The sequence below is a fragment of the Streptomyces sp. NPDC002851 genome (genome assembly GCF_053591935.1).
Genome location: NZ_JBSFUT010000024.1, coordinates 89,543 through 112,831 on the forward strand (window position 1 = coordinate 89,543; position 23,289 = coordinate 112,831).

16 protein-coding genes and 5 pseudogenes are annotated in these 23,289 nt (G+C 67.9%); 9 read left to right on the forward strand and 12 right to left on the reverse strand.

Annotated features, from left to right (window positions below; all coding sequences use genetic code 11):
- Positions 1 to 658: 658 nt before the first annotated feature.
- Positions 659 to 847: pseudogene (locus tag ACWD10_RS24365) on the forward strand (SCO5555 family protein); the annotation flags it as partial.
- Positions 848 to 887: 40 nt separating this feature from the next.
- Positions 888 to 1,040: a hypothetical protein gene (locus ACWD10_RS24370; RefSeq protein ID WP_451094380.1), complete on the forward strand. Its 153-nt coding sequence runs from the start codon at positions 888 to 890 to the stop codon at positions 1,038 to 1,040.
- A gap of 759 nt (positions 1,041 to 1,799) precedes the next feature.
- On the opposite strand, the gene ACWD10_RS24375 is transcribed toward ACWD10_RS24370, so the two are convergent.
- Positions 1,800 to 2,564 carry a hypothetical protein gene (locus ACWD10_RS24375; protein WP_451094382.1) on the reverse strand — a complete coding sequence of 255 codons (765 nt, stop codon included), beginning with the start codon at positions 2,562 to 2,564 and terminating at the stop codon, positions 1,800 to 1,802.
- Positions 2,565 to 3,113: 549 nt separating this feature from the next.
- A complete protein-coding gene (locus tag ACWD10_RS24380) occupies positions 3,114 to 3,686 on the reverse strand; it encodes a TetR/AcrR family transcriptional regulator (protein ID WP_451094384.1) in 573 nt (190 codons plus the stop codon).
- Positions 3,687 to 3,821: 135 nt separating this feature from the next.
- Here ACWD10_RS24380 and ACWD10_RS24385 point away from each other — a divergent pair, with 135 nt between their 5' ends.
- From ACWD10_RS24385 to betT, 3 genes are read left to right on the forward strand one after another with little or no spacing between them, the layout of a single operon-like run.
- Positions 3,822 to 5,306, forward strand: a complete 1,485-nt coding sequence (locus tag ACWD10_RS24385) for an aldehyde dehydrogenase family protein (RefSeq protein ID WP_451094386.1) — start codon at positions 3,822 to 3,824, stop codon at positions 5,304 to 5,306.
- A complete protein-coding gene (gene betA, locus ACWD10_RS24390; RefSeq protein WP_451094388.1) occupies positions 5,303 to 6,958 on the forward strand; it encodes a choline dehydrogenase in 1,656 nt (551 codons plus the stop codon). Before ACWD10_RS24385 ends, betA begins: the two co-directional genes overlap by 4 nt.
- A 5-nt stretch (positions 6,959 to 6,963) precedes the next feature.
- A complete protein-coding gene (gene betT / locus ACWD10_RS24395) occupies positions 6,964 to 9,117 on the forward strand; it encodes a choline BCCT transporter BetT (RefSeq protein WP_451094390.1) in 2,154 nt (717 codons plus the stop codon).
- 217 nt (positions 9,118 to 9,334) lie between these two features.
- Here the strand turns inward: betT and ACWD10_RS24400 are convergent.
- From ACWD10_RS24400 to ACWD10_RS24410, 3 genes and pseudogenes are all read right to left on the reverse strand, one after another.
- Positions 9,335 to 9,447, reverse strand: a pseudogene (locus tag ACWD10_RS24400) (winged helix-turn-helix transcriptional regulator); the annotation flags it as partial.
- A 123-nt stretch (positions 9,448 to 9,570) separates the two neighbouring features.
- Positions 9,571 to 10,119, reverse strand: coding sequence for a hypothetical protein (locus tag ACWD10_RS24405; protein WP_451094392.1), 549 nt, complete (start codon positions 10,117 to 10,119; stop codon positions 9,571 to 9,573).
- 84 nt (positions 10,120 to 10,203) lie between these two features.
- Complete coding sequence (locus ACWD10_RS24410; RefSeq protein ID WP_451094394.1) at positions 10,204 to 10,470, reverse strand: hypothetical protein; 267 nt, start codon at positions 10,468 to 10,470, stop codon at positions 10,204 to 10,206.
- Positions 10,471 to 10,603: 133 nt separating this feature from the next.
- Between ACWD10_RS24410 and ACWD10_RS24415 the strand changes: the two genes are divergently transcribed.
- Positions 10,604 to 12,403, forward strand: a complete 1,800-nt coding sequence (locus ACWD10_RS24415; protein ID WP_451094396.1) for a GtrA family protein — start codon at positions 10,604 to 10,606, stop codon at positions 12,401 to 12,403.
- Positions 12,404 to 12,489: 86 nt separating this feature from the next.
- On the forward strand, positions 12,490 to 12,987 hold the full coding sequence (locus ACWD10_RS24420; protein WP_451094398.1) for a peptidylprolyl isomerase: 498 nt from the start codon (positions 12,490 to 12,492) through the stop codon (positions 12,985 to 12,987).
- A gap of 283 nt (positions 12,988 to 13,270) precedes the next feature.
- Here the strand turns inward: ACWD10_RS24420 and ACWD10_RS24425 are convergent, their stop codons facing one another.
- Positions 13,271 to 13,495: a hypothetical protein gene (locus ACWD10_RS24425; protein ID WP_451094400.1), complete on the reverse strand. Its 225-nt coding sequence runs from the start codon at positions 13,493 to 13,495 to the stop codon at positions 13,271 to 13,273.
- A 697-nt stretch (positions 13,496 to 14,192) separates the two neighbouring features.
- Between ACWD10_RS24425 and ACWD10_RS24430 the strand changes: the two genes are divergently transcribed.
- Positions 14,193 to 15,098: a glycine betaine ABC transporter substrate-binding protein gene (locus ACWD10_RS24430; RefSeq protein WP_451094402.1), complete on the forward strand. Its 906-nt coding sequence runs from the start codon at positions 14,193 to 14,195 to the stop codon at positions 15,096 to 15,098.
- Here the strand turns inward: ACWD10_RS24430 and ACWD10_RS24435 are convergent.
- The 6 genes and pseudogenes from ACWD10_RS24435 to ACWD10_RS24460 form a co-directional block, all read right to left on the reverse strand.
- Positions 15,093 to 15,925, reverse strand: a pseudogene (locus tag ACWD10_RS24435) (electron transfer flavoprotein subunit alpha/FixB family protein). The gene ACWD10_RS24430 and the pseudogene ACWD10_RS24435 sit on opposite strands and share 6 nt — an antisense overlap.
- A 23-nt stretch (positions 15,926 to 15,948) precedes the next feature.
- Positions 15,949 to 16,565 (reverse strand): annotated as a pseudogene (locus tag ACWD10_RS24440) (electron transfer flavoprotein subunit beta/FixA family protein).
- Positions 16,566 to 16,766: 201 nt separating this feature from the next.
- Positions 16,767 to 17,177 carry a hypothetical protein gene (locus ACWD10_RS24445; protein WP_451094404.1) on the reverse strand — a complete coding sequence of 137 codons (411 nt, stop codon included), beginning with the start codon at positions 17,175 to 17,177 and terminating at the stop codon, positions 16,767 to 16,769.
- A gap of 252 nt (positions 17,178 to 17,429) precedes the next feature.
- Positions 17,430 to 17,564, reverse strand: a pseudogene (locus ACWD10_RS24450) (DUF402 domain-containing protein); the annotation flags it as partial.
- Positions 17,565 to 18,482: 918 nt separating this feature from the next.
- Positions 18,483 to 20,255 carry an ABC transporter permease subunit gene (locus ACWD10_RS24455; RefSeq protein ID WP_451094406.1) on the reverse strand — a complete coding sequence of 591 codons (1,773 nt, stop codon included), beginning with the start codon at positions 20,253 to 20,255 and terminating at the stop codon, positions 18,483 to 18,485.
- Positions 20,256 to 20,261: 6 nt separating this feature from the next.
- Positions 20,262 to 21,785, reverse strand: a complete 1,524-nt coding sequence (locus ACWD10_RS24460; protein WP_451094408.1) for an ABC transporter substrate-binding protein — start codon at positions 21,783 to 21,785, stop codon at positions 20,262 to 20,264.
- A gap of 801 nt (positions 21,786 to 22,586) precedes the next feature.
- Here ACWD10_RS24460 and ACWD10_RS24465 point away from each other — a divergent pair.
- On the forward strand, positions 22,587 to 23,228 hold the full coding sequence (locus tag ACWD10_RS24465) for a gamma carbonic anhydrase family protein (protein WP_451094410.1): 642 nt from the start codon (positions 22,587 to 22,589) through the stop codon (positions 23,226 to 23,228).
- The last annotated feature ends 61 nt before the right edge of the window (positions 23,229 to 23,289 follow it).

The following is a 23,289-nucleotide window of genomic DNA, read 5'->3' on the forward strand; positions in this document are numbered from 1 at the left end:
GTGCAGGGGCCGCTCTCCAGGCTCGCCCCGCAGGGTGCCTGTGCACAGGTCTACAGGCTCGATGCGGCGGTGGGACGTCTGCGCGCCTGGACGGCCGGTCCTTGCACCGCTGTGGAGGCCGAGCTTCTTTCATCCTCGACCACAGAAATGGTGGTTGAGAAAAACTGCTAGAGATGCACCTATCCCCTGGTAGCTTCCGCCGGCGAGACGATCGCGTCGCAGGCGTCGGCGATGCCGGACTCACTGAAGGCGGTGCAGTCGCCCAGCTCAACGTGGCACCCGACAACGAGTTGTTGGCCGTATGCCGCTACACCCGGGGCCCCCTTCGAACCAACGGACAGCGCCGGAATGATGCCGCGTCTCACGGTTATGATCTCTCGCTTGCTCGGGGATCGTGGTCCACACCCCGCAGAGAATTCGAACATGCGATCCATTATTCGGGGGCCTTCGTCGCGCGAACGACCCAGCTGATTGTCCTGTGACAACACACCTTGAGCGCGTGCCATCGAAGTTTGATGACGCCGGCCCAGCGCCGCCGCATCGCGCGTCGCTGATGAGCCGCGGCGCAGATGGTTGCGGCGTAGACCGTCAAGGGTGCACGGGAATGTCAGCCGATAGCCGCGACCTGCGGCGCCGCAATCACCCGACTCGGCGGTACATGATCCGAGATCGACTCTCGAAAGCACACACCAGGGTGCGCGCACTGCAAGTCCCGGAGGGCGGAGGGGTGGCGCTGCCCCGGAAGCTGCTGGTCATCGCGGACGTGGCCAGACACGATCTCGCCGATGTGGCAAGGCGTCTGGAGCGGTTCACCGGAGACCTCGACAAGGGGCGATTCCCCGATCCGATGAGGAACCAGAGCCTGCGCGCGAGAGGGGACGTTGCTCATGGAGGGACAGATCGATCAGCGGACGGTGCTGCTCTTACTCGTCGGCGGAGGCTCCGTGTATGTGGCCTTCGAACACCCGTCATTCGGCACCGCCCTCTTGGTCGGTGTCGGCGTCGTGACGCTGCTGCATCTCCTGATGAAGGACCGGTGATGGTGCCCGCCTCTACTCAGACTTCGATGGCACAAGCTCAAGGTGCGTTGCCACGGGACACTGATGGCCGGATTTTCGCTGAGCAAGCTGCTGCCGCAGAAGGTTGACGAGAACGAAAGATATGCGCTGTTGCCTGCGTCGGCGTCGAACGTAGCGATCAGCACCGCCCGCCAGCGAACAACGCCAACGAATCCCCGTAAGCAATCCGACCGAGGGTACATACCTAATCAAGAACGGCAAGACCGGCCTGTACACGGCGGCCAGGGACGACAGTAAGCAGCCCAGCGCCCACATCGAGCAGCGGAAGTTAAAGACCCCGCGATACCGGACATTCTGCTTGGTGAAAAGCCGCACGCGCGGTCAGGCACGCATTCGACGCCGCAACGCCCACAATGTACAGACCCTGAACCTACAGGTCAGCGGCCCTTTTCCTCAGGTTCAAGGATCGCGACGCACTCCAGGAATACCCGAACCCGGCAGCGGCGCACACCCGCCTCGACGAAGCGATTCAGGTGGAGGGTCTGCACCGTCGCGCGGTGCCACACACCATCTGCTGTAACCGGCCTCCTCGATCAGCGTGTCGTAATCCCGCGAGCCTGACTCCGGTACAGGGTCAGCCAGAAGGTCGACCCACTCTCCGGACGTGGTGAGGAGCTTCCTGGGAACTTTCGTCATGCTGGTGCACCATCGGGTTGGTCAGGACACGGCGGCGGAACCGGTACTGCGCCCCGCCGGGTGTCGGGCGGATGCCTCGCGCAATCAGGCAGATACAGGGTCCGATTCGGGGCTGCGCGTACAAAGGTGGCCTGCCGGGCAGGCCTCGCAGCCGCGGTGTTCGAGCCACTTCGTCGCCTTGACCGCAGCAAACAGTGCGTGGGCCCGGGCCGTGCCCCCAGTGCCGGCAAACCGCCCGAACTCCAAGGCATCGGGCTCTTCAAGACGCGCTGCTTTGGCGCGCATGTACATCAGGGCAGCGAATTCGTCCGCGGCCAAGTCCGCCTGGGCCCCGTTGGGTACGCATACCCGGGGCACAGCCTGCGCCGCCGCGTCTCCCTCGAGAATCCACTCGTCGCCGGGGCTCTCCGGGCGCTTGGCTACGATACGGACAAACGTGTGCTCCTCGTGCTGCACCGTCAGCAGGGCGCCGACCGCGTGCAGCCGGTGCAGGCTGGCCCGGACATCGTCGCCGTCAGCACCGAGCGCGGCGCCAGCCTGATCCAAGGGGATGATGTCGCCACCGTCGGGGCCGGTCAGGATACCGAGCGCGCCGACATCGATGGCGATGTCCAGCATCACGGCAGCCTCAGGCAGCTGCTGACCGCCGTAGTACGGCGCAATCCGCCTGAGCCGTTTCATCAGATCCACGGCGTCGTCCGACAGTCCTTGCTCCGGCAGCGCGGTGGGCTCATCGGCGCGGACATGGAACCAGGTGGTGTAGAGCTCCCCCGGGGGCTGCAACTGCCGAAGTGTGTAGGTGGCTTGCCCGCGCTGTCGCCGCGGCTTGTTGGGCTTGGACCGTCCCATCCGTGCTGCTCCGTTCCTCACGGTGGCCGCTGCTTCTCCAACGCGACTATGGGTTCTCGGTCGCGGTCACGTCGGAGTACGCCACCCGCTCAGACGACAGCTCCCTCACCCTGCCGGTCCCGAATTCAGGTCCGTTGTCCAGCAACGGCCTCGGTCCCAGGAATCAGTCCCACGGTCGCGCACAGCACCGACGACGTCGAACACCTCGCTCGATGGCCCACCACGCCCGGGCCGAACTCGGCCGCTAGCTCAAGGCCCAGGCCAGCGACCAGCCAGCGGCCCCGCTCCACGTGGCCGCCCTCGCCTGGACACTCAAACGCCACCAGAACAGCGGGCCTGAGCGGAACACATGAGTCCGTCGGCACCACATGACGGGCCCGCTTACATCTGCCATGGGCAGAACACCACCGGCAGCACACCATTACTTGCCAGCATGACCGGATGGACAACATGACCTAGGGGCCGTTGGGAGGCGTTGGCCTGTTGGGCCTGTTGCCCGAAGAGCTCTCGCGCGCCCTGACCGGCCGCAGCAGCCGTCCTGAGCAGACCTCAGGAGCGGATGGCGCGGGCGAGGACGGCCTCGACGTCGGACCGGTTGAGCAGTTCGTTGCGCAGGACGGCCTGGATCAGTAGGCCGCACAGCAGTCCGCCGAGCATCCGGCCGGTCAACGCGTCGGTGCGCTTCTCAAGGACCTGGGCCACGGCGTCGTCCCAGTCGACGGCGGCTTTGCGCAGGGCCGGGCGGTGCAGTGCGAGGGCGTAGAGGTTGTACTCCGCCATGGTGTCCTCGCGGTTCTCCCCGATCGATCGGAGTACGAAGTCCGCGAGGGCCTCGGCGAGGTCAGCGTCGGGCGGCAGTACCTGCTCCCACTCCCGAAGCGCCGCGATCGACCGTTCGGCCGCCTTGTCGAAAGCGGCCGCGACGAGGGCGTCCAGCGTGGAGAAGTGGTATGTCGTCGACCCCAGCGGCACCTGTGCGGCCGCCGCGACCCGCCGGTGCGAGAGCGCGGTGATCCCCTCCTCGGCGACGAGGGAGATCGCGGCGTCCGCGATCCGGTCCCGCCGCCCGTGATCGGTCGGCCCCCGCTGCCGCCTTTTGGCTTCTGACCTGCGTTGATCCACGGTGCCAGGCTACCTGATCCACGCCGCCGGGCTGACATATCAAGTTCAAATCACTGCCATATCAGATGTGGACGACGGTACATAATTTGTGTACGGTCGTCCGCAACTTAAACCCCGACCAGAGGACGTCTGGACATGCACGACCTCTTCATCGACGGGCAGTGGGTCGCCTCGGCCGCCCCCACGCCCGGCCGCGCCGTCGTGAACCCCTTCGACGGCAGCGAACTGACCACGGTCTCCGAGGCCACCGAGACCGATGTCGACGCGGCGGTGGCGGCCGCGCGCAAGGCGTTCGACGGCGGCCCGTGGCGGCAGACCCCGGCCCGCGAGCGCGGCGAGCTGCTGCGCACCGTGGCAGATCTGCTGCAGCGCGACCGCGAGGAGATCGCCCGTACCGAGAGCCTCGACACCGGCAAGTCGCTGGCCGAGGGCCGCATCGACGTCGACGACGTCACCGGCGTGTTCCGCTACTACGCGAACCTCGCGGACGCCGACGCCGGACGAATCGTCGACACCGGCGACGCCGGCGTCGTCAGCCGCGTGGTGTACGAGCCGGTCGGCGTCTGCGCGCTGATCGCGCCGTGGAACTACCCGCTCCTTCAGATGTCGTGGAAGCTCGCTCCCGCGCTGGCCGCGGGCAACTCCGTGGTCCTGAAGCCCAGTGAGGTCACCCCGCTGACCACGATCCACCTGGTCAAGCTGCTCGCCGAGGCCGGTGTGCCGTCGGGCGTGGTCAACCTGGTCCTCGGCGGCGGCCCGGTCGTCGGCTCCGCGATGGTGGCGCACCGAGGCGTCGACCTCGTGTCCTTCACCGGCGGCCTGACCACCGGTCAGCGGGTCCTTGAGCTCGCCGCGCCGGGCATCAAGCGAGTCGCTCTTGAGCTGGGCGGCAAGAACCCCAACGTCGTCTTCGCCGACGCCGACTTCGACACGAGCGTCGACTACGCGCTTGCCGCCGCGTTCTTCCACAGCGGCCAGGTCTGCTCCGCGGGTTCACGTCTGATCGTGCAGGACGAGGTCTACGACGCGTTCGTCGCCGAACTGGCCCGCCGCGCCGACGCGATCCGGCTGGGCAACGGCCTGGACGAAGAAACCGAGTGCGGACCGCTGGTGTCGGCCGAGCACCGGGAGAAGGTCGAGCGCTACATCGCGACCGCCAAGTCCGAGGGCGCGCGCCTGGTGGCCGGTGGCCACCGGCCACACGAAGGGGAGCTGGCTCAGGGCTACTTCCTGCGGCCCACGGTCTTCGCCGACTGCACCCGGGACATGACGATCGTGCGCGAGGAGGTCTTCGGCCCGGTCGTCTCGGTCGAGCGGTTCGGCACCGAGGACGAGGCCATCGCGCTGGCCAACGACACCGAGTACGGCCTCGCGGGCGCGGTGTGGACGTCCGACGCCTCGCGCGCCCAGCGGGTCGCGAACGCGCTGCGGCACGGCACGGTGTGGATCAACGACTTCCACCCCTACGTCCCGCAGGCGGAGTGGGGCGGCTTCGGCAAGTCCGGGATCGGCCGCGAGCTCGGGCCTTCCGGCCTTGACGAGTACCGCGAGGCCAAGCACGTCTACCACAACATCAACCCCGAGCCGATGCGCTGGTTCTCTGGAGGTAAGCAGCAGTGAGTAACGAAACCTACGACTACGTCATCGTCGGCGGCGGCTCCGCGGGCTGCGTGCTCGCCAACCGGCTCTCGGCCGACCCGGCCACGAAGGTCCTCGTCCTTGAGGCCGGCCGCAAGGACTGGCTCTGGGACATCTTCGTCCACATGCCGGCCGCGCTGACCATGGTCATCGGCAACCCGCTGTACGACTGGCGCTACGAGTCCGAGCCCGAGCCGTTCATGGACGGGCGGCGCGTGTACCACGGGCGCGGCAAGGTACTCGGCGGCTCCAGCTCCATCAACGGCATGATCTTCCAGCGCGGCAACCCCCTCGACCTGGAGCGCTGGGCGTCCGACCCGGGCATGGAGACCTGGGACTACGCGCACTGCCTGCCGTACTTCAAGAAGATGGAGCACTGCGAGGCGGGCGCGGACGAGTGGCGCGGCCAGGACGGGCCGCTGTGGCTGGAACGCGGCCCGGCCGAAAACCCGCTGTTCGGCGCGTTCCTCGACGCCGCGAAGCAGGCGGGCTACCCGCTCACCTCCGACGTCAACGGCCACCAGCAGGAAGGCTTCGCGCGCTTCGACCGCAACATCAAGAACGGCCGCCGCTGGTCGTCGGCCCGCGCCTACTACCACCCGGTGAAGAAGCGCCCGAACCTCACGCTGAAGACCCTCGCGCACGTCACCAAGGTGAACTTCGAGGGCAAACGCGCGGTCGGCGTCCAGTACCGCCAAGGCGGCGTCACCCGCTCCGTCCGCGCGGGCGAGGTCATCCTCTCCGGCGGCGCGATCAACACCCCGCAGCTGCTGCAGCTGTCCGGTGTGGGCAACCCGGACGACCTCACCCCGCTGGGCATCGACATGGTGCACGCGCTGCCCGGCGTCGGCGAGAACCTGCAGGATCACCTTGAGGCGTACGTGCAGCACGCCTGCACCAAGCCGATCTCGTTCAACCCGGCGCTCAAGATGAGCAACCGGCCCAAGGTCGGCCTGCAGTGGATGTTCGGCCGCCGGGGCCCGGCCGCGACGAACCACTTCGAGGCGGGCGGGTTCGTCCGCGGCAACGACGAAGTCGACTACCCGAACCTGATGTTCCACTTCCTGCCGATCGCGGTGCGCTACGACGGCACCCCGGTCGACGCCGACCACGGCTACCAGGTGCACATCGGGCCGATGTACTCCGACGTCCGGGGCGACGTGAAGATCAAGTCCGCGGACCCGAAGCACAAGCCGGCGCTGCGCTTCAACTACCTGTCCACGGAGAACGACCGCCGGGAGTGGGTAGAGGCGATCAACGTGGCGCGGGAGATCCTTTCGCAGTCCGCGCTCGACGCGTTCAACGGCGGCGAACTCTCCCCCGGTCCAGACGTCCAGACCGACGAGGAGATCCTCAGGTGGGTCGCCCGCGACGCCGAGACGGCTTACCACCCGTCGTGCACCGCGCGCATGGGCATCGACGACATGTCCGTCGTGGACCCGACATCGATGCGCGTGCACGGCCTCAAAGGCCTGCGCGTCGTGGACGCGTCGGCGATGCCGTATCTGACCAACGGCAATATCTACGCCCCCGTGATGATGCTCGCCGAGAAGTCCGCCGACCTCATCCTCGGCAACACCCCCCTGCCCCCCACGACCACGGAGTTCTACCAGCACCGCGACCAGAGAAGGTGATCGGCGTGGCCACCACGCAAGAACCAACGCAACGCGAAGAGGTAGCAGAAGCAACACCACACGACAAGGCCGCGGCACCGGCACCGGCGCCCAACCGGTCGCCGGGCCGGATCAACCCGGTGGTGTTCTTCGGGTCGTCGGCGCTGATCCTGGCGCTGTCGATCTGGGCGATCATCACCCCGGACGGCGCGTCCGCCGCCATCGGCACGGCAGTTGGCTGGATCGCTCGGGGCTTCGGCTGGTACTACTTCCTGGCCGCCACGCTGATCCTGGTCTTCGTGGTGTTCATCGCCGCGTCGCGGCACGGCAAGGTCAAGCTCGGACCGCAGCACTCCAAGCCGGACTACAGCCTCTTCGCGTGGACTTCGATGCTGTTCGCCGCGGGCATCGGGATCGACCTGATGTTCTTCTCGGTCGCCGAGCCCGTCACCCAGTACCTCGCGCCGCCGTCCGGTGACCCCGGCACGGTCGAGGCCGCGCGGCAGGCGATCGTGTGGACGCTGTTCCACTACGGCGTCACCGGCTGGGCGATGTACGCGCTCATGGGCATGGTGCTTGGCTACTTCGCGTTCCGGTACCGGCTGCCGCTGTCGATCCGCTCCGCGCTGTACCCCATCTTCGGCAAGCGGATCCACGGCGCGATCGGTGACGCCGTCGACCTGGCCGCCGTCATCGGCACGATCTTCGGGATCGCGGTGTCCCTGGGCATCGGCGTCGTACAGCTGAACTTCGGTCTTAACGTCCTGTTCGGAGTGCCGGTAGGGACCTCCGCGCAGATCGCGCTGATCGCCGTCGCCGTCGTGATGTCCACCGCGTCGGCCGTCGCCGGGGTGGACAAGGGCATCCGGCGCCTCTCGGAACTCAACGTGGTGCTCGCCATCGTACTGATGCTCTACGTGGCGTTCTTCGAGAACCCGATCCGGCTGCTGAACGCCCTCGTCCTCAACGTCGGCGACTACGTCAGCCGCTTGCCCGGCATGACCCTGAACACCTTCGCCTACGACCCGCCGACCGACTGGCTGAACAACTGGACGCTGTTCTTCTGGGCGTGGTGGATCGCCTGGGCGCCGTTCGTCGGGCTGTTCCTGGCGCGAATCTCGCGCGGACGGACCATCCGGCAGTTCGTGTCGGCCACGCTGGTGCTGCCGTTCCTGTTCACGCTGACGTTCCTGTCGATCTTCGGCAACGCCGCGATCAGCACCGTCCAGAGCGGCAACAGCGCATTCGGCGAGACCACGATGAACGCCCCCGAGGAAGGGTTCTACACACTCCTCGCCCAGTACCCGGGCGTGACGTTCAGCGCGGGCCTGGCGACGTTCGTCGGGCTGCTGTTCTACGTGACGTCGGCCGACTCGGGCGCGCTGGTGATGGGGAACTTCACGACGCGGCTTGCGTCGCCGACGACCGACTCCTCCCGCTGGGTGCGGATCTACTGGTCCGCGGCGACCGGGCTGCTGACCCTGGCCATGCTGCTTGTCGGCGGGCTCGACGCGCTCACCTCGGCGACGATCATCATGGGCCTGCCGTTCTCGTTCGTGATGTTCCTGGTGATGTGGGGCCTCTACCGGGCGCTGCGCGTGGAGCAGTTCCGCGAGGACGCCCTGCGCACCAGCCTGCCGTCATCACTGTCGGAGCGGACGACGAACGAGGCGCGCGGTGTGCATCGCACCTGGCGCCAGCGCCTCGCCCGAACGATGAACTACCCCGGCCAGCGGGCGGCGAGCCGGTTCATCGACGAGGTCGCGCGTCCGGCCTTCGACGACGTAGCCGAGGAACTGCGCGCGCAGGGCATCAACGCGACGGTCAGCGAAGTCGGCGAGGGCAGCGTGGACGGCGTCCGGCTGCCACACCTCGGCCTCACGGTGGCGATGGGCTCCGAGGAACAGTTCCAGTACCGGATCTGGCCGAGCGAGTGCCAGAAGCCGTCGTTCGCGACGCGCTCGGTGAGCCCGGCCGACACCTACGTCCGGTTCGAGGTGTCCCTCACCGAGGGCAGCCAGGGCTACGACGTCATGGGTTACAGCCGCGAGCAGCTCCTCGGCGACATCCTCGACCAGTACGAACGGCACCTGGAGTTCCTCCGGTTGCACCGGGAAAGGGCCAGCCACTCGCTGCTGCCCGACCACGGCCCCGGTGCCGCCGAGGACGCCGCCGTCTGACGCCGTGAATCCCGTTCGGTGCGCGCACTCGCACTTCGCACCGAACATCCGCATCGCGTAGGGGCCGCCCGCAGGGACGGCCCCTACGGGCGTCTTCTGGTGTCGCGGCTGTCATCCACGAGCTAAGACGGCGGTGCCGTCCCCAGGGTCCGGGCACCGCCATGGCCCAGTCCCCCAGGGCCTCCAGAACGTCACGCAGCCCCTCACCGGCAGGGGTGAGCGCGTACTCGACGCGCGGCGGATCTCCGCGTACACCGCCCGGGTCACGATGCCGTGCCGCTCGAACTGACGCAGCCGGCTGGTCAGGGTGTGCGGGCTGATGCCCGGCAGGCCTCGCGTAACTCGGTGAAGCGATGCGGGCCGCGCAGCAGTTCACGCACGATCAGGGTGGCCCACGGCCGTTGAGCAGGGTGAGGAACCGGGCGACACCGCACTCGGGCAGACAGGGACCGGTCATGTTTCTGACGGTAGCTCCATGAGTGCAGTTGATGTAAATGGTGCATCGTATGCACTCATGACGCCATGGCCTACGTGATCCATGGCGCCACCGGCGCCCCAGGTGCCCCCGTACTGGTCGACGGTGAACGCCGGGGGCAGATAGCCGTCGTTCCCGGTCAGCGGGAACCGTGGGTCGATGATGTGCACATGGGCGTCGAAGACGGGTCGTTGAGAGTCGAAGGTGGCGGACCCTGGCCGGTAGCGCGCGACTTCCCCCAGGATCTCTCCCCCCGGCAGCGGAGTGGAGGAACTCGCGGTCGCCAGTGGCCTGCGGCACTGCCACACGTTGTACGCGATGGTCAAACCCACATGCCGCTGGAGCCGCGAGTGGCCGGGCAGCCAGCGCCCGGAGCACGGATTAAGGTGCAGCTGCTGCGTCTCCTCACAGCCCGAACTCACGCTCTGCCACGGATACATGGCGCCGTCACGAACGGCGGCGCGGGCCGCGGCGGCCGGAAGCCGACGGTGGCGGGTACAGGAGCAGGGACCGGGCCACTTCGTCACTGAGTTCAAGGAACCGAGACCGGAACGAGAGTGCCAACGGCCGGTTCGCGTTCCCTGCAGCCGACGCACCGACCGGCACTGCCGTCACCGCCCCGACGTCGATGGATGGGCATGGGATGCGAGTTGCGTGGCGAGCGCCGAGCGCATACTGGTCGGGTTGGCGTTGTAGGCGTCATTGATCACCGCGACGCCGTCTGGGCGTTCGGTGACGGCCATGCGCCAGGGGGATGCGACTCTCGCCGTGCTCAGGCCCTGCGCGATGTCGTGCACAGACAGACCGACGTGGCGGGCCACCGCTGCGGCTGAGAGCGCGTTGTGCACGTAGTGCCTGCCGGTGTACCGCAAGAACACGGGGCACTGCCTTCCGGCGTGCGTAGCGTGAAGCGAGCTCGTGCTTGGTCATCCACGGTGATGTTGGCAGCCCGGACGTCGGCGTGCGGCGAGCTTCCTGTGAACACGACAGGGGCGCGGCTCACGTTGGCCATTGCTCGTACCCCTCGGTCGCCGCTGCCGAGCACAGCCAGGCCGTTCCTTCGGCAACCGGCACTGGACCTATCGGGACCGGAAAAGGCGGGTGGACCGGCGCGAGGTCGTCTGGTTCCTCGCCGCCAACCTGGCGGGGCTGATCGTCACGGCCGTTCCCGTGTACGTCGCGCACGAGCTTCTCGGACTCAGTTCGCCGTTGAGCGACAACGTGGCACGGCTGTTCGGGTGGTCGGCGGCTACCCTGCTGCGCTTCACCGCCTACCGGAATCTCGTCTTCGTCCCCACCCGAGAGGACTCCACCCTCGTGCCCAGCATCACCGGACGGTGGGCCATGACGCTCCGTCATTGCCGGTACTGGCCGTGGTTCCTCGCGGCGGCCGCGGCGGTCCGCGGCTACGCCGTGTCCGTGGTGTTCTACCCCGGATTCCTCAGCAACGACAGCGCCGATCAGCTGGCGCAAGCGAAGGGCCTCAAGCCGGTCACCGACTGGCACCCGCCGGTGATGGCACTGCTGTGGCGGACCCTCATCGCCACCACTGGGACGCACGCGGCGATGGCCGCGCTGCAGGCTGCGGCGCTGTGGGGGACGCTGTGGGTCCTCGCCGTCGTCGTCTGGAAGCGCACCGGCAGCCGACCCCTGTCGCTGCTGGTACTCGCGATCGGCCTTGCACCTCACATCACGACCTTCACGGGTGTGGTGTGGAAGGACACGCACATGGCCTACGTGCTGCTCGCGGCGTGCGCGGTCGCGTTCCTCGCGCGCGAGCTGCCCGCGGGCCGCGACCGCAACCGATGGGTCTTGCTGGCGCTGGGAGTCTTGTTCCTCGCCTACGCGATCCTGGTCCGGAAGAACAGCTTCCCGGCTGCGGCCGCGGTCTTTGTTCTCCTCGTCCTCGCCATCTGGCCGAAACCCGGCCGCCGCCGCTGGCTCATCGCCGTCTGCTCGTTGCTTGCGATCACGGCCGTGGGCAGCCTGATCGTGTCCTCAGCCACCCATCCGGTCGCCGCCCGGCAGTACGCGCAGATCCCGCTCGACGACGTGGTCCATGTGCTCACGCCGGAGCAGGTGCGCATCGCGGCTGAGAAGGCAGGCGCGAATCCGGAGTTCCGCGATGCCCTCGTCGCCACCGCCCAGAAGTGCCAGGAGCGGGACATTCCCGCGGACGCCTTCTTCGCCTGCTACCCGGGCGCCCCCGGCGACCGGCCCATCGGGCCGCCGATCCCCGCCGACTACGCCGAAGTGCTGGTGAAGATGTGGGTGCAGCAGATGCCGCAGCACGCGGCCGACTACGCCGCGTACCGCACCCGGGTCTTTGCCAGGTTCCTCTTCCAGAGCAACCTGCCCTACTTCGATGCCAGTTGGCACAACTCGCCGGAGAACGTCAAGGTGGACCCGGCACTCAACGCCACCCTCAGGTCCTACGTGACCGGCTTCGTCCGGGACGTTCCGGTGCTCTTCCAGGGCTGGTTCTGGCTGGCGGTGGCCTTGGTCCTGATGCTGCGGCGCCGCTGGAGCGGTCCCTGGTCTCGTGAGCTGCGCCTCCTCGGTGCCAGCTCCGTGCTGTATCTCGCCACCTATCTGCCCACCGCACCCGAGTCGAACTATCGGTACATGTACTGGCCCGCGCTCGCCTGCACCCTCGCGGTGATCCTGATCGCGTCTTCCCACGTGCTGCGCCGCCGCGCGGCCCGGGCCGCCGAGGAGGCTGAGGAGAAGGAGGCGGCGACGCGGGCTGACGAGCGACCGGCCGCTCCGCGTCCCGAGCATGAGACGCCCACGCCGTGCACCACAGCTTGACTGCAGCGGCTGCGACGACGCCCCGACGGCGGCGGTCGCCACGTGCCGCATGGGCCCCACACCGGAAGAGATGTGAGGATACGTCTATGAGCAACGTTTTCTTCGACATCACCATTAACGACGAGCCCGCAGGGCGCATCGTCTTCAAGCTGTACGACGACGTGGTTCCCAAGACCGCCAAGAACTTCCGTGAGCTCGCCACGGGCGTGCACGGCTACGGCTACGAGGGCTCCGGCTTCCACCGGGTCATCCCTGACTTCATGCTCCAAGGGGGCGACTTCACCCGGGGCGACGGCACTGGCGGCAAGAGCATCTACGGCGAGAAGTTCGCCGACGAGAACTTTAAGCTGAAGCACACCAAGCCGGGGCAGCTGTCCATGGCCAACGCCGGCCCGAACACGAACGGCTCGCAGTTCTTCATCACCACAATCGTCACCGACTGGCTGGACGGCAAGCACGTCGTCTTCGGTGAGGTCGTTGAGGGCATCGACGTCGTCAAGGCCATCGAGGCCGAGGGCTCTCGCAGCGGTAAGACCAAGTCGGCCATCAAGATCGCGAGGTCCGGCGTCGTCGACGGCCAGTAACTGGGTAACACCCGCGCCAGCTCCTGCTTTCAGCACACGGACCGGCGCGGGTGGCTGGTACCGGTGGCAGCAACCTTTGAGGTGAAGCGGCCTTATGGGCGCAGGGCAGGCCCGGCAGCAGTACCCGCTGACCGAGCCCTTTGAGCATGCCCAGGCAGCGGCCTGGGCGCTGCGGCTCACGGGCTAGATCACGCTGGACGCTCAGAGGGAGGGGGGTCTGCTGTCACCGCCGCGGCGGCGGTCGCGGAGGATGTTGCCGAGCAGATTTCTCGGCGTCGATGGGTCAGATGAGGTAATCCTCAGCGCCGGAACCGGCGCGCACGGTGTCCAGGGTGAAGCAGTGGAATCCGCCGCTGAACAGGCGACGGTGGCGGTGACGTACGGGGATGACGGTGAAGCCGTGTTTCTCCAGGGTTCTGACGAGGCGTGGTGCTTCCGAGTTGGCGATGACTGTGCTCTCGTCGATCGACAGGACGTTCATGTCGATGTACAGGCTGGTGAGGGTCAAGTCCTCCGGGCCGTAGATGAGGAACTCCAGTGGGTCCGGCTCCGGGACGTAGATGTGGTCCCACCGACGTAGTGGGGATTCACGGAACTGCGGCCAGAGCCGTTCGGGTTCTTCCTGGCGGACAGTGATGCGGCTCCGACGGTCAAAGACGCGGTACGCGACGTGTTCGGACTGATCGCAAAGATCGATTTCTAGGCCAGCTGTCGGGCGCGGGTGAGGTGACCGTTGCCCTGGCTGTCACCCCTGCGCCCAGCAGCCTTACCAACCAACTGCAGCGTTCACGCAGGACCCGGGCGGCTTCGAGCCCGGCCGGCCCGCCGCCGACGATCACCGCCTTCCGGCGGCGGCCAATAGCCGGGGTGACGAAGTGGGGTATCTGGAGTTCGCGTCCGGTGGCCGGGTTGTGGATGCACTTGGTGCCCCCGGAGCCGTAGATCGCGTCCAGGCAGTAACTCGCCCCGGCACAGGGCCGGATGGGGTCCGCCTGCCCGGCGGTGAAGTCGATGCCGCCCAGGTCACCGTCCCGGCAACGCACGTCGACTAACTCACGATTCCGTCTAACTCACGATTCCGTCCATACAGACCTTGACACACCGTCCGAACCGGGCACAGAGTCATGGCGCATCGTAGATGAAGTTCCACAATACGAAACACCTCGCAGACCGTTCCGGCTTCCGCCCGACGACAGGAGCACCTCATGATTCGCATCAGATGCCATGCGTGCGACCCGCTCGTCGCCGGCTGTGTCGCCGCCGCGCTGACCCTGGTCACGGCGTGCAGCGGCAAGACAGCGACGGTGGATTCAGGTTCCGGCGACGACAAGACCATCAGCATCACCGTCACTCCGGGATACGACGAGGGCGTCGCCGCCACGTACCTGTGGAAGGAACTGCTCAGCCAGCGCGGCTACAAGGTTGACATGCATAAACTCGAGGTCGCCGGCAGCTACACCGCCGTGGCGAACAAGCAGCTCGACCTCTACCTGGACGCCTGGCTGCCCACCACCCACCAGCCGTACTGGGAGCGCCTCGGCAGCAAGCTTGAGAAGGTCTCCACCTGGTACGAGCCGGCCGACCTTAACCTGACCGTCCCGAAGTACGTCACGGACGTGAACACCATCGCCGACCTGAAGACCCATGCGTCCAAGTTCGGCAGCCACATCACCGGCATCGAGGCGGGGTCCGGCCTGATGCGGAAGACCCGTACCAGCGCCATGCCCGAGTACGGCCTCGACAAGTTCCAGCTCACCGAGAGCAGCACCTCCGCCATGCTCTCCGAATTGAAGTCCTCGATCGCCTCGGAGAAGCCCATCGTGGTCACCCTGTGGCGGCCCCATTGGGCTTACACCAAGATGGAGCTCAAGGTCCTCAAGGACCCCAAGGGCGCTTACGGCAAGCCGGACAAGATCCAGGCTGTCGCCTCCAAGGGATTCACCGACGAACATCCCGAAGTCGCCAAGTGGCTGAAGAAGTTCAAGCTCACCTCCAATCAGCTGGGCAACCTCGAACTGCTGCTCCAGGAGAAGGGCTCGGGCCAGGAGGAAGAGGCCGCCAAGGAGTGGATCGCCCAGAACGAATCAGTCGTGAACGCCTGGTTCTCATGACGGTCGGCCCTTGCGGGACTTGACCTCTTCGGTCAGCTGCGGGACGACCTCGAAGAGGTCGCCGACCACGCCGTAGTCGACCAGGTCGAAGATCGGGGCCTCGGCGTCCTTGTTGATGGCCACGATGGTCTTCGAGGTCTGCATACCGGCGCGGTGCTGGATCGCACCGGAGATGCCGGAGTCGATGTACAGCTGCGGGGACACGCTCTTACCGGTCTGGCCGACCTGGTTGGAGTGCGGGTACCAACCCGCGTCGACCGCGGCACGCGAGGCGCCCACGGCGGCGCCGAGAGAGTCGGCCAGCGCCTCGATGATCGCGAAGTTCTCCGCGCCGTTGCGGCCTCGACCGGAGCCGAGTTGGGCTTGACGGTGATCACCGGGGTGCCGGCGGTGTTCCGGGACTTGGTGGTGAACGCGGCGGCGAACACCGACTGCGTGGCCACCGGGCCCTCGTCACCGGCCTCCAGGTCGACGGCGTCGGTGATGATGCCGGACTTGATACAGACCGCGAGGCGGGCCGCGATCTCCTTACCCTCCGCGGACGACGGGACCAGGACCGCCCTCGGCTGAACGGCGTCGTACGCGGCCTGCAACGCGTCCACCTTCGGCACCACCAAATTATCGGCGAACTCCGAAGAATCCGCAGTCAGAACGCGAGTCGCACCGTGCTCGGCCAGCACGGCCAGCACGGCCACCGTGTCTGCCGCACCCGCACCCAGAGAAACCGCGACCGGCTCGCCGACTCGACGAGCAAGCGTCAGCAACTCCAGAGTGGGCTTACGGACCGCACCGTCCACATGGTCGACGTAGACGAGAACTTCAGCCATGGGACTTCTCAACTCCCAATGACTCAAACGAACTTCTGGACCGCGAGGAATTCGGCCAGTTCCCTGCCGTCAGCCCCTCGTCCTTCACGATCGTCCCCGCCGTACGAGGGGGGCGTTCGGCGGCCGACTCCCCCACGGTCCACGCGCCCGCGAGACCAACCGCATCCGCCTCGACGCCCAGGTCGCCCAGGTCGCCCAGGTCGCCCAGGTCGAGGGACTCCACCGGCTTCTTCTTCGCCGCCATGATCCCCTTGAAGGACGGGTAACGGGCCTCGCCCGACTGGTCCGTCACCGACACCAGCGCAGGCAGAGCTGCCCCCAACTGCTCGGACGCGGTGTCACCGTCACGACGGCCGCTCACCACACCGTCCTCCACCGACACCTCCGACAGCAGCGTCACCTGCGGCACACCGAGGCGCTCCGCGAGCAGCGCGGGCAGCGCGGGCAGCGCGGGCAGCACACCCATCCCCCGTCGGTGGAGGCCATTCCGCACATCACCAGGTCGTAGCCGACTTGCTCGGCCGCCTTACGCAGCGCGTCCTCGGCATCCTCGGGACCGACGGTCAGCACCGTGACCGAAGTGCCGGTCGCCGGTGACGTCGGGCACGTACTTCACGCACGCAACAATCTTCAGACGCACGCTTGTCTCCTGTTCGTTGCGTCGTCCGTCCCGGTCACCGGGTGGCTGCCCACGGATTCAGGGGGCGTCGGCAGCGTGGCCGCCGGATTGCATGACAACTCGCTGTTCATCGCCGGCCTCACTGGTGTGACGGTGATCCGGCAAGCTCGCTGGCGAGGTGGCTGACCACGTAGCCCCATCGGTGAGCACGATTCGCAGCGGCTAAGTCCAACCGCCAAGCCGCCCGATCGAGCGCCACACAGGCCGCTCTTGCTGCCGACGTATGTGCCGCTTCGTTTCCCAGGACAGTGCGCCACTGCCAAAGGCACGAGTGGCCCGACGGTTCACCTCGGCCTCCACATCGCGGAGATGCGCACCGATCCGTTGTATCCCCCGGTTGCAGTCCCTCAGCCAGAGCAGCCCCACGAGGATGGCTACACCCGCGAGATACAGGTTGGGCTTGTCGACTGACAAACCCCCTGTTGCAAGAATGGCAGCAATCACTCCCGAAAAGCCGAGCACCTGCATCCTTGACGATACTCGCTGCTCTACCTCTGCTCGCAGCGCCTCATACTCCCGCATGAGCAGATCAATGATCTCGGCGTCCCGTTCCCCACCATTTTGCTCGGCCACGGCATCTCCCCGGATCGTCGGCACGTGCAACCGTAGATTCCCAGCGCCTTCGCGGACGAACCTAGCGGCCTGTTGCCGCGCTCTGATCCAAACGGAACGACCTAGACTGCAGAGAACGAGCTATGAGGCTGCGTCAGAACCTCCGCGACGTGGGGCGAGGCGGCGTGGGTGCGGTCGAAAGCATGGACGCCGCCTCACGGTGCGAGTGCGGCCGCGCTACGCGATCAGAGTCGATGTAGCGGAGTCGTGCTGTCGAACGAACCCGAAGTCCCGGTCGCCCGCGCCCGCCCAGGGCGCCCGCACCGTGACGCAGCTGCCGTCGTCGCGCAGCAGCTCGGCGGCGTACCGGATCTTGGTACGCCCGGCCTTGCGGAGGACGACCTCCACCGGGCTGCCGACGCGCTCTCGGGGCCGATTCTCCGGTCAACCTGCCTATTGAGCCCGCGACTTGACGGATCCTACGGTGACGCGGCCGACCTCACCTGTGACTTGACGGACGCTCCGGTCACTTCGCGGTTGTCCGTCTTCTTCTCTTCACTTGATGGGTCCCGGTCAACTGAACGGATTCCTCGTCACCTGACGGATTTTCCGCGGCCACCTGATACATTCCCGGGCCGTTTACGTGCGGTGCCCGTTCCGCGCTGCATGATTTCTCTGGCCGTGGTGGCCCCGCGGGTCATGCGCAAGCGTTCTGCGGATGCCGCGCGGCCCGTTCTTGCTTCGGCGTCCGCGCTTTCCCGGTGCGCCCGGAGTCCTCGCCCATTCGTGACTTGGAGAAATCATTCACGCACCGGGTGCTGCTCGAGATACGGGACGGCCGCGTCGGCGCCCCTTGAGACACCCCTCGGATCTGCTTGCATCTGGCTCTCCCAGCGGCCGTCTCGCGCCAGCGGGCTGAGCGTGCGCGCCCGCTGGTAAGGCACTCCCCGTGCGGTGGGAGCCGGGAAGAGCCGGCAGCAGGTGGTGAGCACGTGTCGCAGGCGACGGCGGGTCTCTGCGCCACCTCCAAGGCCGGACCGTTCAGGCACCACGAACCCCGTCAGGATCTGGCTGACCTGAGGTGTGGAGCAGGACGGGATCGTGCCCCACTGGTCGTTGACCAACTCGACCGCCAGAGCTCAACGGCCAGAGCTCGACCGCCAGAGAAGGCACGGTGTCAACTACAGCCCTGCGGCTGTCCGACCGTTACGGCGCTGCTGGACACCCGCTCGTGCACATGCGCCGACGACCAACAGCGTTCCCCGTGGCAGCCTTTCGCACAGCGGGTGACAGCGTCGCCCGCGGGCGCGGCTGACCGCATCGACCTCATCGGATGCCTGTCGGTCGGAGCCTGCCCACTTCCGAGGCCGTACCGGACACAGCGAGTACGGAGAGCAGGATGAGTGCGCAGGCCGGGCCGAGTACGGTCCAGGGCGCCAACTCCATGTACGGCTGGTTCTCCGACAGAAGGCGGCCCCACTCCGCAGTGGGCGGCTGCTCACCCAGACCGAGGAAGCCGAGGGAGGCCAGCACGAGGACCGTGGTGGGCAGGCGTAGCAGGGCGTTGTGCAGTACGGCGGGCAGTACGGCGGGCAGCAGGTGGCGGCGGAGCAGATGCGCCCGGCCAGCGCCGAGTGAGATGGACGCGAGCATGTGGCCGCTGGCCCGTTCCTGTTCGAGCAGGGCCGCGGCCTGGGCGGCGTAGGGGGTCCAGCCGACCAGACAGACCGCGCACGCGGCACCCCAGGCCGAAGGGCCGGTCACCGCGGTCGTCAGCAGTCCGGCGAGGACGGCCGGCAGCGTCGACACCACTTCGGTCAGGCCCGCGCCCACCTGTGCCGCCATACCGAGCAACAGCCCGGTGACAACGCAGACCACCGTCACCGCGAGGGCCACGCACGCCGTGCGCAGCGCCCCGTGGCCCAGCCGGGCCAGCAGGTCACGACCGAGTGAATCGGTACCCAACGGGTGCGCCGCCGAGGGAGGGAGCAACCGGGCGGCCGATTCCACGTGCAGGGGATCACGCAGCAGACCGGCAATGACCAAGACGACCAGGGCGGCAGCACAGAATCCGGCGACCCAGCGGGTGGAGCGCCCTCGCGGGACGGCTGGCGCGTGCAGGGCGGGCAGGGCCCCGTCCCTCAGGGCAGGGCCGAGGAGAGCACGACGCAGGGCCCGGAGAAGAAGACCGGCGGCGACGCCGAGCAGGACGAGGACCAGTGTCGCGGTCTGCAGCGGCGGCAGATCCTGGGCCACGGCTGCATCCAGAGCGAGCCGGCCGAGCCCTGGAATGTTGAAGATCTTCTCCACCGCGACGGCACCGCCGACCAGGGCCACGACGGTCGGCAGGAGTTGCGGGAGGACACCGGCCAGCGTGCGACGCAGCGCCTGTCGGGCGATGCGGCCGGGGGCAAACCCGTGGGCATGCCAGGTACCCGCCCACGGCTCGTGGAAGGCGGCAGGCAGCGACTGGTCGAGCAGACCGCCGATCATCGCCCCGGACGGCACACCGAGTGCGAGCGCAGGCAGCACCATCGACCACGGTCCCTCCCACCCACTGGACGGGAACCAGCCCAGCCATACCCCGCACACGGTGGCGAGCAGTGAGGCGAGCAGGAACTTGGGCAGCGCGGCGAGGACGGCGGCCCCGGTGGCCGCCCTCCCCCGGCGCAGGCGTCTGCGGGATCCGAGATGCAGGGTGCGGGCACTGACCAGCGCGGCGACCGCGATCGTGACCACGAGCGCTCCGAGCATCAGCGTGAACGAGACCGCGAAGGCGGCCGTCACCTGGGGGAGGACCGCTTCGCCCGACACCCAGGAGGTGCCCGCGTCGCCCCGCGGCAGCCCGCTCAGCCAGTGCGCGAGATGCGTGAACGGCCCTTCGTCCAGGTGCAGTTGCTCACGCAGGGCGGCCAATTGCGCGGGGGTCGGAACCTGGTCGGCGGAGCGGGCCCGCAGGACCGTCAGCGCGGGGTCGTTCCCGGACAGCCAGGGCAGCAGGGCCACGGCCGTCAGCAGCGCGGCCCCGGCGGCGAGGCGACCGAGGCCCGCGCGCCACTGAGCCTGGCCGACAGCGGCGCCGGTCGACGTGACGCTCATCAGCTGCTACTTCAGGCGAGTGTCGACGTCGATCAGGGAGCGCTCGCGGGGGTCGAGGAGCACGCCCTCGACCTCGGTGGAGATGCCCTGGACGACCTTCTCGTGGACCAGCGGCACGACGGCGTCGGTGCGCAGGATCTCCGCCTCGGCCGACATGATCTTCTGCTGCCGCTGCGCCGTGTCGCCTTCCTCGGCGGCGGACTTGATGGCCCGGTCCACTTTGGAGTCCTTCAGACCGGCGATGTTGTACACGCCGTCGCTCGTGTAGTCGCTCGCCAGGTAGGCGACCGCGTCGCCGGTGTCGAGGAGCGTCACCCGGGAGAAGACGAGCGCGTCGTACTTGCCGGCGAGGAGGTCGGCCTCCATCTGCGTGTACTCACGTACGTCCTGCTTCACGGTGAACCCGGCCTTCTCCAGCTGCTGCTGCAGGACGGTGGCGGCCTCGGGCAGTTCCGCGCGGTTGGTATAGGTGGCCAGGCGCAGGGTCCGTCCCTCGGTCTTCGCCTTGACCTGTGCGGGCGTGGCGGCCTTGGCACGGTCGGCCACCTCCACCCGGTTGTCGGCCGTCCAGGGGACGGCGGGCCCGAACAGGCCCTGCGCGGGGTCGGCGTACCCGCCGAAGACCGAGTCGACGAGGGCCGAACCGTCCACGGCCTCCCGGGCGGCCGCACGCAGAGACTCGTCCGTGAAGATGCCGCTTCGGGTGTTGAGGACCAGGCTGTCGGTCCGCACGGAGGGCACTTCGTGGCGCGTGCGCTTGGCCAGGAGCTTCGCCTGGGCGGTGGGGATCCACTCGGCGATGTCCACGTCGCCGCTGCGCAGGGCGTTGGCGCGGGCGGTGCCGTCGGCTATCCAGGTGACGTCGATCCCGGGAGCCTTGGCCATACCGCCCCAGTAGCCGTCGTAGCGGTCGAGTGTGGCCTTGGTCTTGCCGGTGAGCTTCGTGATCTCGAAGGGACCGGTGCCGGTGCCGACGGGGCTGACGGTGCCGTCCTTGCCGTACGCCTTCGGGGAGAGGATTCCCAGTGCCGGGCTGGCGAGCCGCAGCGGCAGCACCGGGTCGGCCGTTGCGGTCGTGATGGTGACGGTGTCGGCGTCCTCCGCCTTCGCGGTCAGGGTCACGTCGCTGAGGACACGGGGCTTGGGCTTTGCCGCGCCCGCACGGTCGAGCGCGTTGATCACGTTCTCGGCGGTGACCGCGGTGCCGTCCTGGAAGGTGGCCTCGCGCAGTTCGAAGGTCCATGTGGTGGCGTTCTTACGCGTCCAGGACTTCGCCAACGCGGGCGCGGCGACTCCGTCGTCTTCCAGCACCGTCAGGCCCTCGGCGATGGAGAGCTTGCTCAGCACGGTGGCGTCGTTGCTGTACGGGGAAAGCGCCTGCGTCGGCGGGACCGCGAGAGCGACCCTCAGCCGCCCGGCCGACGCGCCTTCGGCACCCGTGCCTGAGGCGCCCGCTCCCGACACGAAGCAGCCGGCCAGCAGCGGGGTGAGAGCAAGCACCGCGAAGAGGCCACGGGAGGTCCTATGCATGGGGTTCCTGTCATACGGGAGAGACGGTCACAGGCCCCTTGCGCACCAGATAGGCCAGGGGACCCCAAGAGCATATAAGGCAAGCCTTGCTTTACTTCCCCCTGGTAGGTGAAATATCAACTACTGAGATCGATTCACCATGGGGCGGCTGGATATCGACGGCTGACGCAGCTCGACCGGGGTGCGGCAGCCTCCGTCATGCCCCCGCATTCATGACAGGAAGCCTGCACCACCCCGGGTCTGATGCAGCATCAAGTCGAAGCACGTCCGTCCCCGGCCCTTCCCGGGCGTGCGGTGTGCCAGCCCGGTCGCCGAGCTGGCGTCCGGAAGCGCCTCCAGCTCCTCCGATCGGAAGAGCGTTTACCCACGGCTGGCTTGACCCGCGCTCTTCCGGGCCTGTCGGCGAGCCGCTTGTGCCGCGGTCACGTGCGGATCCATATCCGCCGCTGACACCGGCGAGAATCGGGACGGCCCGTGATGAAGGGCGCCGGACCTCGACACCGTCACCGTGACGGTCCGGCGGGCGGTCGGGCAGGCTGGAGGACCGTGCGGATGGCTTCCTCGACCGGCAGTGCGAAGGCGCGCAGGAGGTGCGGGTTGAGCGAGGGCGAGAAGGAGAGCATCCGTTCGCCGCGGTCCTCGCCGTCTTCGCCGTCCTCGCACAGAGCGTTGTCTCAACTAGTGCCGCATCAGCCAACGTTCGCCCTGTAGTGCCTCAGATCGCGGATGGCACAGGTCTCGGCGAACGCGACGTCCGAAATCCGCCAGCATGCTCGCGGTCGGTAGGGCGAGAATCTGCTCGTGATCGTTGAAGCGCGGGGAATCCGCATCCGGCATCGCGGGCATGAACCGCAGGTCCATCCCACCGCCTACGTCGCCCCGACGGCCACGCTCGTCGGTGATGTCCGCGTGGGGCCGAGGGCGCGGGTGATGTACGGTGCGGTGCTCGATGCCGAGGGGTCGCGGATCGAGGTCGGGGAGGCGGCGGTGATCTGCGAGAACGCGGTGTTGCGCGGGTCTGCGGTCGCCGGCGATCAGCCGGTGCTTGTCGACGACCACGTCTTCGTGGGGCCGCATGCCACGCTGCTGGGCTGCGAGGTCGGCAGGTGCGTCTATGTGGCGACCGCGGCGACGGTCCTGCAGTGCGCACGGTTGGGGGCCGGCTCGGTTGTCGCTGTCGGCGCGCTCGTCCATGCGCGCACCGTTCTGCCGGACGAGTACTTCGTGCCGCCGCACACCGTGGCGCTTGACGCGCCGGTGCGGCTGCTGGCCCCTGGCGATCCGGGCCTGGCCGAGGCCGTCGGGCGGGTGGGCTTCGCGCAGGTGGCGTTCGGCGTCGACGCGGAGTGGACCGACCGGATCAGCCGGTACGAGCACATCGCGGAGGTGCGCGTCGCCGAGTTCGGCACGCACGCGGACGATGAGGTTCTGAATCTCGGCTAGCGCCGCATCAGCGACCCTTGTGCTGTGGTGAGGTGACGCACCGTCCGGATTCCACTCCGGC

Coding starts and splice junctions, on each gene's coding strand:
- ACWD10_RS24370 (WP_451094380.1), top strand. CDS start 888: ATGGAGGGACAGATCGATCAGCGGACGGTGCTGCTCTTACTCGTCGGC.
- ACWD10_RS24375 (WP_451094382.1), bottom strand. CDS start 2,564: ATGGGACGGTCCAAGCCCAACAAGCCGCGGCGACAGCGCGGGCAAGCC.
- ACWD10_RS24385 (WP_451094386.1), top strand. CDS start 3,822: ATGCACGACCTCTTCATCGACGGGCAGTGGGTCGCCTCGGCCGCCCCC.
- ACWD10_RS24420 (WP_451094398.1), top strand. CDS start 12,490: ATGAGCAACGTTTTCTTCGACATCACCATTAACGACGAGCCCGCAGGG.
- ACWD10_RS24430 (WP_451094402.1), top strand. CDS start 14,193: ATGATTCGCATCAGATGCCATGCGTGCGACCCGCTCGTCGCCGGCTGT.
- ACWD10_RS24455 (WP_451094406.1), bottom strand. CDS start 20,255: ATGAGCGTCACGTCGACCGGCGCCGCTGTCGGCCAGGCTCAGTGGCGC.
- ACWD10_RS24460 (WP_451094408.1), bottom strand. CDS start 21,785: ATGCATAGGACCTCCCGTGGCCTCTTCGCGGTGCTTGCTCTCACCCCG.